Below are 11,836 nucleotides of genomic sequence, written 5' to 3' on the forward strand. Positions count from 1 at the left end.
CGGGGTTATCTGTCCGGGGGGGGGGCGATTTCCACCGCCGTCAGGGGGGGTAACAACGACTCCGTGGGCGGCGGCGCGAAGTGCGGCGGCGACTACCTGTGCGTGGCCGGCCCGGGTTACGACGCCCCCACGGGCGTCGGCGTCCCGAACGGCCTCGGCGGGTTCTGACGAAGCCCATGAGGGGCACCTTCATGGCTTTTAACGCCATGAAGGTGCCCCTCATGAACGCCTTTCAACGGCAGAGGCCGCGTTCGATCGCCAGCAGGCCGGCCTCGGTCCGGTGCGCGCAGCCGAGCTTCCGCACGACCTGCGCGACGAGGGCCCGCACCACCGGTCCCGGCAGCTCGAGGCGCGTCGCGATCTCGACGTTCGTCAGGGCGGAGCCGATGCCGACCAGCACCTCCCGCTCGCGCTCGGACAGCAGGTCCACCCGGGCCAGGCGCTCGTCGCGAGGGCCGGACAGGCGCGTCGCCGCCGAGACCAAACGGCGGGAGGCGTCCGGGGAGAGCACCACGTGCCCGTCGGCGGCCAGCCGGACCACCTTGATCAGCTCGTTGCGGCGGGCCGACCGCAGCAGGAACCCCGCCGCACCGTCCCGCAACGCCCGCAGGATGCCCGCCTCGGAATCGAACGTGGCCAGCACGACCACCGCCGGGCGCCGGGAGACCGGATCCAGCGGCGCCAGGCGCGGGTCCAGCAGCACCACGTCGGGCAGCCGGCGCCGGAGCGTGGCGCGGGTCGCGGTCGCGTCGCCGACCGAGCCGACCACCTCGATGCCGTCCGCCTCGCCGAGGATCCCGCTCAGGCGGTCCCGCACGCCGGCGTCGCGCTCGGCCACCAGGACCCGGACCGGCGGCGGTGGGAGCATGCTCAGTCCTCGGGCTTGTCTTTGGGCCGCAGGCGGATCAGCGGCAGGTCGGTGCGTGACGCGCCGACCAGGTCGCGTCCGCCGGGGCCCCTGAGCCGCAGCTCGCGGAACCGCACGGACGACAGCTGCGCGGCTTCGATCGGGTACACGTCACCGTAACGCTTGATCTTGTCGACCAGCTCCTTGCCGAGCAGCTCGACGAGCCCGTTGTGCCGGCTCGCGCCGCCGCCCAGGGGCACGTCGAGCTGGCGGCGCACCTCCGGGAACCGCTGGTCGAGCTCCACCGCGAGCTGGTGGATCGTCACGTAGGCGGGTCCGAAGTCCCCGGCGTCCGGGCCCGGCGGAATCTCCTTCAGCACCTTGACGAGCTTGTCGTCCATCGCGAGCGTGTCCCACAGCGCCATGCTGCCCTGTCTTTCCGGTGATAACGGCGTCGAAGCCGCTTCGGTCTACCAGAGGACCGGCACGCGGTCCACTCCCCCGGTGACCCGATTCACCCGGACCTCGAGTTCCTCGACCCCGACGGCCAGCCGCAGGCCGGGGAACCGGCGGAACAGCGAGCCGAACACCACCCGCAGCTCGGTGCGGGCGAGGCTGGCGCCGATGCAGAACCAGCCGCCGTAGGCGAAGGCGACGTGCCCGTTCGGCTTGCGGTCCGGGTCGAACGTCGCGGCGTCGGGGAACACCGACTCGTCGCGGTTGGCGGCCCCGAGCGACAGGACCATGGCGTCGCCGCGGGCGATCGCCACGCCGCCGAGGTCGACGTCGTCGTGGGCGTACCGCAGGATGCCGAGGCCACCCGGCGCCGACATCCGGAGGATCTCCTCGACCACGCCGTGAACGCGGCCCTCGGGGTCGGCGACCAGCGCGTCGCGCCGCGCGAGGTCGGTGAGCAGGAACAACACGCCGAGGTCGATCCGGTTGGACGTCGTCTCGTGGCCGGCGAACAGCAGGCCGGCGGCGAGCCGGGCGAGGTCGTCGTCGCTGAACGACGGGTCGCCGACCTGGGCCCGGACCATGTCCGACACGACGTCCTGGGCGGGATTCCGCCGCTTCGCCGCGGCGAGCCGTCCCATGTACCCGGCGAACTCGTCGAGCGCGGCGTCGGCGCCGGTCCCGATGTCCGTGCGACCCATCCGGTCCGAGAGCACCCGGAAGGTGTCGCGGTCCTCGTACGGGACGCCGAGCAGCTCGCAGATCACCAGCACGGGCAGCGGGAACGAGAGGACTTCGTGCAGGTCGACCGGCTGCCCCGGGTTTTCGGCGTGGGCCCGGTCCATCGCGTCGAAGCAGCCGTCGGCCAGCTCCTGGACGTGCCCGGCCAGCCGCCGCATCCGGTTGGCGGAGAACGACGGGACCAGCATCTTCCGCATCCGGGCGTGCTCGGCGTGCTCGGTGTCGTGGTCACCCTGCGGCCGGCTGAGGATCGCCGCGTCCGACAGCGAGGACGCCTCTTCCGGCGCCGGGTGCGACCGGCCGAACCGCGGGTCCGACAGCACGGCCCGCACCTGGTCGAACCCGGTGACCAGCCACGCCGGGTCCCCCACCGGCGTGGTCACCCGCACCACCGGCCCCTGGCGCCGCAGCACGTCGTAGAGCGGGGCGATCTCCAGGACGTTCGGCCGCGCGAACGGCAGGCGCGGGGTGTCCGTGGTCGCGGTCATCGAGGATCCTCCCGGTGGCGCGGCCGACGGCACGGAACGGACGGGCCGGTGCCGGCCGCTCCCCCGGTCCCCCGCGGTCCACGGTACCCAGACAGGCGGCCGGCGGCCCGATTCCGTGCCCGTCCGGGCTAACCGGCTCGCACGAACACGACTTTTCCGGCGGCGCCTACAGCAGCTTCCAGGCCTGGGTCAGCGTTTCGCGCAGGATCTGCTCCATCTCGTCGAACTGGCGCCGGTCGCAGATCAGCGGCGGCGACAGCTGCACGACCGGCTCGGCGCGGTCGTCGGCGCGGCAGTACAGCCCGGCCTCGAACAACGCGTCGGACAGGAACCCGCGCAGCACACGCTCGGATTCGGCCGCGCTGAAGGTCTCCTTGGTCGCCTTGTCCTTGACCAGCTCGATGCCGTAGAAGAAGCCCGCGCCGCGGACGTCGCCGACGATCGGCAGCTCGGTGAGCTTGTCCAAAGTGGACCGGAACGCGGACTCGTTGGCCAGCACGTGGCCGTAGAGGTCCTCGCGCTCCATCAGGTCGAGGTTGGCCAGCGCCACCGCGCAGGACACCGGGTGCCCGCCGTAGGTCGAGCCGTGCATGAACGTCGTGGCGCCACGGGTGAACGGGTCCATCAGCCGCTCGCTCGCGAGCACCGCGCCCAGCGGCGCGTACCCGGACGTCAGGCCCTTCGCGGTGGTGATGATGTCCGGCTGGTAGCCGTAGCGCTTGGCGGCGAAGTCGTACCCGACCCGGCCGAACGCGCAGATCACCTCGTCCGACACCAGGAGCACGTCGTGCTTGTCGCAGATCTCGCGCACGCGCTCGAAGTAGCCGGGAGGCGGGACGAAGCAGCCGCCAGTGTTCTGCACCGGCTCGAGGAACACCGCGGCGACGGTGTCCGCACCCTCGAACTCGATGGCCTGCTCGATCTGGTCGGCGGCCCAGCGGCCGTAGGCGGCGTAGTCGTCGGCGTGCTCGGTGGCGCGGTAGAAGTTCGTGTTGGGCACGCGCATCGTGCTCGGCACCAGCGGCTCGAAGTCGGCCTTCGCGCCGGGGATGCCGGTGATCGACAGCGCGCCCTGCGAGGTGCCGTGGTAGGCCAGCGCGCGGCTGATCACCTTGTGCTTCGTGGGTTTCCCGACGAGCTTGAAGTACTGCTTGGCGAGCTTCCAGGCCGTCTCGACCGACTCGCCGCCGCTCACCGTGAAGAACACGCGGTTGAGGTCACCGGGTGACGCGGCGGCCAGCCGCTCGGCCAGTTCGATCGCCGCCGGGTGCGCGTGACCCCAGAGCGGGAAGTACGCGAGCTGCTTCGTCTGACGCGCGGCGGCCTCGGCGAGCTCCTCCCGGCCGTGGCCGACCTGGACCGCGAACAGGCCGGCCAGCCCGTCGAGGTAGCGCTTCCCGCGGGCGTCCCAGATGTAGGGGCCCTCGCCGCGCACGATCACCGGGACGTCGGTCTCGTCGAAGGCGGAGTGGCGGGTGAAGTGCATCCAGAGGTTGCTGCGGGCGGACTGGGCGAGCGCCGCGGCGTCGGCGGTTGTGGTCATGGCTTGGTTATCGCACGCGCCGTCGACGTTACGCAAGCGATCCAGTCGCCGAAACAATCGTTAACAACTAATTCATGGCTGAGTTGCCGATCACTGCTTCGGATTTAGTCGTCACGGTCAGCGAGTGCCCCACTGATAGGTCTGCTTCCGCAGCTTGAGGTAGACCATCGCCTCCGCGTGCCGGACGCCCGGCAGCGCGCGGATCCGGGTGGAGATCAGCTCGAGCAGCGCCTCGTCGTCGGCGCAGACCGCCTCACAGAGCACGTCGTAACGCCCGGCACAGAGGATCACGTAGGCGATTTCGTCCATTTCGGCCAGTGCGTCGCCGACCTCCTCGAGCGGACCGTCTACGGTGATAGCGACCATCGCCTGCCGGAACAGCCCGACCTGCAAGGGATCCGAGACGGCGACGATCTGGATGACGCCGGAGTCCGACAGCCGCTGCACCCGCTGGCGCACCGCGGCCTCGGACAGGCCGACGGCCTTGCCGATCGTCGCGTACGCGCGCCGGCCGTCCTCCTGCAGTTGCGCGATGATCTGCCGCGAGATGTCGTCGAGCACCGGCGGCGCCGGCCGGCTGGGGATGTCCTGGCTGCTCACGCCCGGGATCATCCCTGACGCGGGCGACCGCAGGCAAACGCGGCAACTCGATCACGGAAGGTCACTGAATACGAAGGCCATGAGGCCCGCTGACAACGGATTTAGTCGTCTTTGTGGCGTTGACAACACCGAATCACGTGCTGTTCCATCCGTCGCACCTTGCCCCGGCCGGAGGGAACGCCCATGCCCCGCACCCCAGCCCCGCCCGAGGCCGCCACGGCCACCGCACCCGCCGGACCCCGCACCCTGACCCGCTCCATCGGTGTCGGCGGCGGCACCCTGCTCACGCTCAGCTGCGTGACGCCGGCGTCCTCCCTGTTCGTCCTCGTGCCGCCGCTGTTCGGCGATCTCGGCACCGGCACCGCGCTCACGATCACCCTCGCGGTGCTGCTCTGCGTCGGCGTCGCCTTCTGCTATTCCGAGCTGGGCACGCTGGTTCCCAGCGCCGGCGGCGAATACGCGATGGTCACCACGGTCGCGAACCGGTTCGCCGGCTGGATGACGTTCATGCTGTCGTTCGTCGTCATCCTCGTCGTGCCGCCGATCATCGCCATCGGCGTCTCGGACTACCTCGCCGCGGTCGTCGACATCAACCCGTCGGTGGCCGGCGCGGCCGTGATGCTCGCCGCGACCGTGATGGGCCTGCTCAACCTGCGCTCCAACGCCTGGATCACCGGGATCTTCCTGGTCATCGAACTGGTGGCGGTCTTCGTCGTATCGCTGCTCGCCTTCACGCACACCTCACAGAGCCCGGCCGTGCTGGTCAAGCCGACGCTCGGCGGCGGTGGCGCGATCGGGCTGATCGCGGTGATCGCCGGGCTCGCCGTCGCGCTGTTCGTCGTGCAGGGCTTCAGCACCGCCGTCTACCTCGCCGAGGAGATGCGCGAGCCGCGCAAAACCGTCGCGCGGACGGTGTTCTGGACGCTCGGCATCAGCGCGCTCGTCATCCTGGTGCCGGTCGTCGCGATCACGCTCGCCGTGCCTGACGCCGCCTCGCTCGCCGGGCTCGACCTGACCGCGCTGGTCGTCGGCTGGAGCAACACCGCCGTCGGCGCAGCGATCAGCCTCTGCATCGCGGCGGCGATCGTCAACGCCGTGATCGTCATGGTCATCCAGAACTCGCGGGTGCTGTTCTCCTCGGCCCGCGACCGGGCGTGGCCGGAACCGGTCAACCGCACGATGAGCGTGGTCGGGCGCCGCTACGGCTCGCCGTGGGTGGCGACGCTGGTGACCGGGCTGTCCGAGGCCGTCCTGTGCTTCGTGCCGGTGGACACGCTGAACGGCGTGACCGGGGTCGCCGTCGTCGCGCTCTACCTCAGCGTCGCGGCCGCCGCGCTCGGCGCCCGCCGGGCCGCGCACCGGAAGCCGCACGTCTGGCGGATGCCGGCGTGGCCGGTCGTGCCCGCGCTCGCCGTCGCCGCGCTGCTCTACATCCTGGTCGAACAGAGCGCCGTCGACCTGGGCATCACGGCCGGCGTGCTGCTCGTGTCGGCGCTGTACTGGTGGGGCTACCTGCGGCGGCGTCCCGGGCGGTGGGTCGTGACGGTGCCGCAGGAGTAGGTCACCGCTTCGGGCCGCCGCGCAGGAACCGGATGCCGACGACGATCACGGCCAGCAGGCCGATGACGGCGACCACCGCCCAGATCCAGCCCGGGAGGCTGCCGGTGTCCACGGTGACGGGGGCGGTCAGGAGGCGGCTTGGGATCATTCGGACATCCTGCCCTATCCGGTGCGTGCAGTGTTCGTGTCCACCTGTGCAGCGGTGGGGGTCCCGCTGGTCTCCGTGCCGGGCATTGGTCAAGATGGACGCCTGGGTGGCGAGGGAAGGACCTCCATGGCGACAGTGCGCGACGAGGCCGACGCGCGGCGGCAGCTGCGCGCGGAGCACCAGCGGGACAAGCACGAGGAGCACGGAACCCGGGAGAAGGCCTCCGGCGTCGACCGGCCGACGGGTGGCGGCTCGGCCGCGCTCGTGGCCGACGGCGGCGACGTGCTCGCGCTGGACTACGCCGAGATCGCCGCCGCGCAGAAGGCCCTCGACGACCGGTACCAGGAGGTCGCCCGCTACCTCGACAGCGCCCGCGACCTGGGCACCCCGCTGGCCGACGGCAAGGGTCCCGTCTCGCACTGGATGCGCGCGTCGTTCGGCCTGCGCGGCGGCGCCGAGGCCGGCGGCGTCCAGACGGCGCTGCAGTCCTACCTGACCGAGCTGGCCTCGTTGCGGCAGGCGCTCGACACCGTCGCCGCGACCCACCGGCGCAACGACGAACAGGCCGCCGAGACGCTCGCGGGGGCGCAGGATGCCTGAGTTCCACTCCACACACCACGAGCCGACGAAGCGCGAGAAGGCGAAGGCCCGGCGCGTCCGTCGTGAGAAGGCCGTCAACAACCGCGAGGACACGTTCGGCCGGATCAACTGGGACAGCTACGACCACCGCGAGCTGTGGGACATGGTGCAGTCGGCCGAGCCGCGGAAGCTCGGTGAGCAGGCGTACCGCTGGGCCGAGCTCGCCCAGGGCGTCGGCAACTCCACCGACGACGTCCACGCCGTGGTGCAGAAGCTGCTGCTGTCGTGGCGGGGGCCGTCGGCCGCGCAGGCCGCGGATTCGGTGCAGCGGCTGACGGGCTGGGCGACGACGGCGGGCGAGAACGCCCGCTACATCGGCGACGGCCTGGACACCTACACCGCGGCGATCGGCGAGGCCCAGAAGAAGATGCCGGAACCGGTGCACTACTGGGCCGAGCGGTGGTTCAAGGAGGGCTACGCGGTCAAGCGGCTGGACGGGCCCGAAGGCACGTACATGCTGGACGAGCTGCTCGACGACAAGCTCCCGACGAAGAAGCAGGCCGACGACGCCAAGGCCGAAGCCGTCCGGGTGATGGAGCAGTACGAAGGCGCGAGCCACGACGTGCGCCACCGGCTCCCGCCCGCGTTCGACGTGGCGCCGCCGGTGAGCGTCGTCGACGGGGACCCGGTGGTGCCGCGCGTGCCGCCTTCGCCCACGCCGTCTCCCGCGCCGTCACCCTCTCCCTCGCCGTCGCCCGGGCCTGGCTCCTCGCCCGGCGATTCGACGACGACCGCGGGCGTGCTGCCGGGCACGCTCACCGGGTCGGGGGCTGGCCTGTCCGGCTTCTCCGGCCTGCCTGGCCTGTCCGGTTTGCCCGGGGCCGACGGGGTGATCGGCGCGGGCGGCTCCGTCACCGGCTTCGCGGGCGTCCCGGGAATGCCGGGCAGCGGCACCGGAGCGCTCGGCGAGGGCGCGGGAACGGGCGCGGGCCGCTTCGGCACCGGGACGTCCGGCTTCGGCCCCGGCACGACCGGAACCCGCGGCGCGGCGGGCGGCTACGGCATGTACCCACCGGGCACCCAGGGCGGCGCGCGAGGCGAGGAGGACACCGAGCACCGCGACAAGTACGCCGACGGCTACGACCTCCTGGACGACCTGCCCCCGGCCTATCCCCCGGTGTTCGGCGAATGACGGGCTTCCACGCCGACCCGGCCGCCCTCGACGCCCTGGCCCGCCGCCTGGAGGAGACAGCCGACGACTTCGCGGCCGCCTCGGCCGACGTGGAATCGACCACAACCGGCGACCTGGGCCCGCCGGCGGTGGCGGCAGCACTCACGTCACTGACCGGCGAATGGTCCGGAAGGATACGAGCCGTGCAGACGGACTACGCGGCAGCAGCGGACAGCGTCCGCACGGCCGCGAAGGCCTACGGCGGTTCGGACACGAGCGCGGCGGAGGCACTCAGCCGCATCGCCGCACCGGACGACCTCGGCCTGACTCCGACGCCGTCGTCCCGGCCCGTCGACCCCGGCCTACTCGGCTCGGCCGTGACCGACGAATCCGGCCGGGTCGATGGCTGAGTTCCAGGCCGCAGCCCCAACCCGGCCACCACACAGGCCGACCCCCGCCCCCACCGAACCCGCCCGGCCGATGATCGGGTTCCAGGGTCGCGAGTTCGACCCGACCACGCCACAGGCCGAGACCCGCCCAGCCGCCCCACCGATCGAACCGGCCGAGCCGATGGCTGAACCCCGAGATCGCGAGTTAGCCCCGCCCACCGCGACCCGGCCCACCACCTCCACCACACCCACCACCTCAACCGAACCCCCGACCGAACCGGCCAAACCCATGGCTGAACCCCGAGATCGCGAGTTCACCCCAGCCACCGCAATCCGGCCCACCACCTCCACAACACCCACCACCTCAGCCGAACCCTCGCCGGCCAAACCCATGGCTGAACCCCGCAGTCGCGAGTTCACCCCAGCCACCGCAACCCGGCCCACCACCTCCACAACACCCACCACCCCCGCCGAACCGGCCAAACCCATGGCTGAACCCCGCAGTCGCGAGTTAGCCCCGCCCACCGCAACCCGGCCCACCACCTCCACAACACCCACCACCCCCGCCAAACCGGCCAAACCCATGGCTGAACCCCGAGATCGCGAGTTCACCCCAGCCACCGCAACCCGACCCACCACCTCCACAACACCCACCACCCCAGCCGAACCCATGGCTGAGCCCCGGAGCCGCACCCTCGACCCGGCCACCGCGCGGCCCGACCTCCACGACACCCACCACCCCAGCCGAAGCGGCCGGGCCCATGGCTGAGTTCCGGGGTCTCGGCTTCGACCCCGTCCCCGGCAGCGCGGACGCCGTCGCCGAGGCGGCGCGCGGCTGTGTCGCGGCCGCCGCCAAGCTCGGCGACGCACCCACCCCCGGCGAGATCCCCGAATGGGCCGGCCCCTCCGCGCAAGCCCTGGCCGACCGAGCCGGACGCACCCGCGCCGGCCTCGCCGCCGTGCCCGAAGCACTCCGCGAAGCCGCCGCCGTGCTCGACGACTGGGCCGGCGTCCTCGCCGCGCACCACCGCCAGGCCGAGGACCTCGACAACCAGGCCCTCACCGCCCGGCGCGCGGTCGTCGACGCCCAGGACGACGTCGAACGCGCCGAAACGACGGTCCAGTTTTCCCCTGGCACAGAAGGAGAACTGACCGCGGCTCGCAACCGTCTCGCGATGGCACGACGAGAACTCGACCGCCTCCTGGACCAAGCCCGCGACCTCGAACGTACCCACACCACCGAGGCGGCCCGCGTCGCCGACCGGCTGAGGGCCCTCGGCGACGGCGCCCCACTCCCCACCGCGCCCGATTTCCGAAGCCTGGCCACACATCTCGACACCTTCTCCCGAGCCGGGCGCGACCTCGGCGTGACCGTCGCGCGGACCCCCGTCGCGCCGGTCACCCCACCCGTCGGCGCCGTCGGCGCGTTCAGCGCGGCTCTGGGTGGCCGGTGAAACTGCCCGCCGTGCCGGGGATCAGCCCGGTGAGCCTGGCCTCGGTCGAGCGCACGACCGCCGAGCTGCACGCGCTCATGGTGCGGCTGCGCGGCCCCGACGCCGCTCGCGACCTCGGGCTGGAAGCGGCCGCCGTGCAGTCCGCCGAGATCGCCCACGAACAGCGGGCCGGCCTGCTCGCGCTGGTCGAGCACCGCGACGCCGACCCGGCGCTGCTCATCGCCGGGGTCGTCCCGGTCGACGGCCCGCTCGACGAGACGGCCGCCGCGGACCTCGGCCACTTCGTCGCCGACCAGACGCCGGGCATCCGCGACGTCAGCAGCGCGCGGACCGGCCGCGGCTACCCGGTGGTGATCGTCGAGCGGATCGGCCTGTCGGGTGCGCAGCTGCAAGCCGTCGTGCTCGACCCCGACCGCCCGCGCGCGGCGGTGTTCACCCTGCACTCCCCCGGCGGCCGGGGCTGGCTGGAGGTCGCGGGACTGGCCGGGACGCTGGTCGCGGGCGTCGACCTGACGCCCGCGGAACCCCGTGCGGCGGCGAGGCGGTGATGCGTCACCCTCGCAGAGCCTGCTCCCGGAACTCGCGCGGCGTCCGGCCGGTCGCGTTGCGGAACGTGCGCGAGAAGTGCGGCGCGCTGACGAACCCGCAGTCGCGCGCGACCTCCGCGATGCCGCGGCCCGCCTTCGCCGGGTCGGTCAGCAGGGTCTTGGCCCGCTCGATCCGCAGCCCCTTCAGCCGTTCCGAGACGCCTTGGCCGTCGTCGAACAGCTGGTACAGCCGCCGTCGCGAGATGTACAGCGCTTCGGCGATCTTGTCCGCACTCAGTGACTGTTCGCCCAGGTGGGCCCGCATGTACTCGAGCGCTTCCCGCCTTCGCGCCGCGAGCGCGTCGACGCGGTCCAGCTCGACGCGCAACGCGCTTCGCAGCACCAATTCGGCGAGGCCGAGCAGGTGGTGGGCCAGGCCGTGCGGGTCCAGCCGCGGCCCGGCGGCCAGGACGTGCGCGACCGCGCCGGCGAACAGCGAGCGCAGCGGCGCGTCCACCTCGACCGGCCGGAACATCAGCGGCCGCAGCTCGGCGAAGGAGATCGACAGCTTCGCCGCCGCGACGGTCAGCATCACGACACCGGACGGCTGCAGGTGCAGGGTCGCGTCGGCGAACGTCAGCTTGGCGCCGGATTCGGCGACGGCGCGCGGGACCGGGCAGCGCAGCAGCAGCTGGACGCTCTCGGGTGCGGCCGGGCCGCCGAGGATGGCCGCGCGAGCGGCGGCGGCACCGGAAGCACGGACGACGAGGTACCCGGTCGCGGGTATCTCTGCTGAGTGCGGCTCGGCCATCGGCACCATCGTGCCCGACGGCGGCCGCATCCCACGGGAAGGGGGACCATGGCGCGGCGCACCGCGACGGCGTCGGGAGTGATCCTGTCGCATCTGGAATTCGATCTCCTCTGGGAGGACCTGGGGCCGGGCGGGCCGCCGCCGTACCCGTTCGACGTGCCGGCGCGCGGCGCCACCCACGCCGAGCGCGACGACCTGGGCGTGCGCGTCTTCGCCGGGCTCACCGAGGCCGGCTTGACGGACGGCGACGACGTCGATCCGGCGCTGGCGGACCTGTTCGTGCTGCTGGGGGCGCCCGCGCTGAGCGTGGACGCGCTGGTGCTCGGCGAGGCGCCGTGGCGGATGCTCGCCGCCGTCCAGGGCCCGGCCGGGGTGCTGGCGGTGCTCGACGAGCGGGACCTGGTGCTGGAGCCGCTGCGTGCCACCGACCTCGTGCCCGCGGTGACGCGCATGCTCGGCACGCAGCCCCCGGGCCCGGGTGACCAGCTGCGGCTGCCGCGCGAGGCCTACTCGGCGGCGATG

General features: G+C 72.6%; 14 protein-coding genes. 7 read left to right on the forward strand and 7 right to left on the reverse strand.

Annotation, left to right across the window (positions count from 1 at the left end; all coding sequences use genetic code 11):
• Window positions 1-232: 232 nt before the first annotated feature.
• From ACGFMK_RS46835 to ACGFMK_RS46855, 5 genes are all read right to left on the reverse strand, one after another.
• Window positions 233-868: a LuxR C-terminal-related transcriptional regulator gene (locus tag ACGFMK_RS46835; protein ID WP_392777848.1), complete on the reverse strand. Its 636-nt coding sequence runs from the start codon at window positions 866-868 to the stop codon at window positions 233-235.
• A gap of 2 nt (window positions 869-870) precedes the next feature.
• A complete protein-coding gene (locus ACGFMK_RS46840; RefSeq protein WP_323331035.1) occupies window positions 871-1,272 on the reverse strand; it encodes a hypothetical protein in 402 nt (133 codons plus the stop codon).
• Window positions 1,273-1,317: 45 nt separating this feature from the next.
• The gene (locus ACGFMK_RS46845; RefSeq protein ID WP_392777852.1) at window positions 1,318-2,532 is read right to left on the reverse strand and encodes a cytochrome P450; all 1,215 of its coding nucleotides are present in this window, start codon (window positions 2,530-2,532) and stop codon (window positions 1,318-1,320) included.
• 166 nt (window positions 2,533-2,698) lie between these two features.
• Window positions 2,699-4,075 carry an aspartate aminotransferase family protein gene (locus tag ACGFMK_RS46850; RefSeq protein WP_392777855.1) on the reverse strand — a complete coding sequence of 459 codons (1,377 nt, stop codon included), beginning with the start codon at window positions 4,073-4,075 and terminating at the stop codon, window positions 2,699-2,701.
• 117 nt (window positions 4,076-4,192) lie between these two features.
• On the reverse strand, window positions 4,193-4,687 hold the full coding sequence (locus ACGFMK_RS46855; RefSeq protein ID WP_392777858.1) for an Lrp/AsnC family transcriptional regulator: 495 nt from the start codon (window positions 4,685-4,687) through the stop codon (window positions 4,193-4,195).
• 171 nt (window positions 4,688-4,858) lie between these two features.
• Between ACGFMK_RS46855 and ACGFMK_RS46860 the strand changes: the two genes are divergently transcribed.
• Window positions 4,859-6,235, forward strand: a complete 1,377-nt coding sequence (locus ACGFMK_RS46860; protein ID WP_392777859.1) for an APC family permease — start codon at window positions 4,859-4,861, stop codon at window positions 6,233-6,235.
• 1 nt (window position 6,236) lies between these two features.
• Here the strand turns inward: ACGFMK_RS46860 and ACGFMK_RS46865 are convergent, their stop codons facing one another.
• Window positions 6,237-6,383, reverse strand: a complete 147-nt coding sequence (locus ACGFMK_RS46865) for a hypothetical protein (protein WP_392777862.1) — start codon at window positions 6,381-6,383, stop codon at window positions 6,237-6,239.
• 126 nt (window positions 6,384-6,509) lie between these two features.
• Here ACGFMK_RS46865 and ACGFMK_RS46870 point away from each other — a divergent pair, with 126 nt between their 5' ends.
• The 5 genes from ACGFMK_RS46870 (at window position 6,510) to ACGFMK_RS46890 (ending at window position 10,524) form a co-directional block, all read left to right on the forward strand.
• Complete coding sequence (locus tag ACGFMK_RS46870) at window positions 6,510-6,983, forward strand: hypothetical protein (protein ID WP_392777865.1); 474 nt, start codon at window positions 6,510-6,512, stop codon at window positions 6,981-6,983.
• Window positions 6,976-8,154, forward strand: coding sequence for a PPE domain-containing protein (locus ACGFMK_RS46875; protein ID WP_392777868.1), 1,179 nt, complete (start codon window positions 6,976-6,978; stop codon window positions 8,152-8,154). The genes ACGFMK_RS46870 and ACGFMK_RS46875 overlap by 8 nt, the downstream gene beginning before the upstream one ends.
• Entirely contained in the window at window positions 8,151-8,543 is a 393-nt protein-coding gene (locus ACGFMK_RS46880; protein WP_392777871.1) for a hypothetical protein, read from the forward strand. Before ACGFMK_RS46875 ends, ACGFMK_RS46880 begins: the two co-directional genes overlap by 4 nt.
• A gap of 740 nt (window positions 8,544-9,283) precedes the next feature.
• Window positions 9,284-9,976: a hypothetical protein gene (locus ACGFMK_RS46885; protein WP_392777874.1), complete on the forward strand. Its 693-nt coding sequence runs from the start codon at window positions 9,284-9,286 to the stop codon at window positions 9,974-9,976.
• Entirely contained in the window at window positions 9,973-10,524 is a 552-nt protein-coding gene (locus tag ACGFMK_RS46890; RefSeq protein ID WP_392777877.1) for a hypothetical protein, read from the forward strand. Before ACGFMK_RS46885 ends, ACGFMK_RS46890 begins: the two co-directional genes overlap by 4 nt.
• A 4-nt stretch (window positions 10,525-10,528) precedes the next feature.
• On the opposite strand, the gene ACGFMK_RS46895 is transcribed toward ACGFMK_RS46890, so the two are convergent.
• Complete coding sequence (locus ACGFMK_RS46895) at window positions 10,529-11,314, reverse strand: helix-turn-helix transcriptional regulator (RefSeq protein WP_392777879.1); 786 nt, start codon at window positions 11,312-11,314, stop codon at window positions 10,529-10,531.
• Between the two features lie 48 nt (window positions 11,315-11,362).
• On the opposite strand from ACGFMK_RS46895, the gene ACGFMK_RS46900 reads away from it, so the two are divergent.
• Window positions 11,363-11,836, forward strand: a 474-nt coding sequence (locus ACGFMK_RS46900) for an ESX secretion-associated protein EspG (protein ID WP_392777882.1), incomplete at its 3' end; no start/stop codon positions are given.

The sequence above is a fragment of the Amycolatopsis sp. NPDC049252 genome (assembly GCF_043197175.1).
Lineage (GTDB): Bacteria > Actinomycetota > Actinomycetes > Mycobacteriales > Pseudonocardiaceae > Amycolatopsis.

Coding starts and splice junctions, on each gene's coding strand:
- ACGFMK_RS46850 (WP_392777855.1), bottom strand. CDS start 4,075: ATGACCACAACCGCCGACGCCGCGGCGCTCGCCCAGTCCGCCCGCAGC.
- ACGFMK_RS46855 (WP_392777858.1), bottom strand. CDS start 4,687: ATGATCCCGGGCGTGAGCAGCCAGGACATCCCCAGCCGGCCGGCGCCG.
- ACGFMK_RS46895 (WP_392777879.1), bottom strand. CDS start 11,314: ATGGCCGAGCCGCACTCAGCAGAGATACCCGCGACCGGGTACCTCGTC.
- ACGFMK_RS46840 (WP_323331035.1), bottom strand. CDS start 1,272: ATGGCGCTGTGGGACACGCTCGCGATGGACGACAAGCTCGTCAAGGTG.
- ACGFMK_RS46865 (WP_392777862.1), bottom strand. CDS start 6,383: ATGATCCCAAGCCGCCTCCTGACCGCCCCCGTCACCGTGGACACCGGC.
- ACGFMK_RS46870 (WP_392777865.1), top strand. CDS start 6,510: ATGGCGACAGTGCGCGACGAGGCCGACGCGCGGCGGCAGCTGCGCGCG.
- ACGFMK_RS46875 (WP_392777868.1), top strand. CDS start 6,976: ATGCCTGAGTTCCACTCCACACACCACGAGCCGACGAAGCGCGAGAAG.
- ACGFMK_RS46835 (WP_392777848.1), bottom strand. CDS start 868: ATGCTCCCACCGCCGCCGGTCCGGGTCCTGGTGGCCGAGCGCGACGCC.
- ACGFMK_RS46860 (WP_392777859.1), top strand. CDS start 4,859: ATGCCCCGCACCCCAGCCCCGCCCGAGGCCGCCACGGCCACCGCACCC.
- ACGFMK_RS46880 (WP_392777871.1), top strand. CDS start 8,151: ATGACGGGCTTCCACGCCGACCCGGCCGCCCTCGACGCCCTGGCCCGC.
- ACGFMK_RS46885 (WP_392777874.1), top strand. CDS start 9,284: ATGGCTGAGTTCCGGGGTCTCGGCTTCGACCCCGTCCCCGGCAGCGCG.
- ACGFMK_RS46845 (WP_392777852.1), bottom strand. CDS start 2,532: ATGACCGCGACCACGGACACCCCGCGCCTGCCGTTCGCGCGGCCGAAC.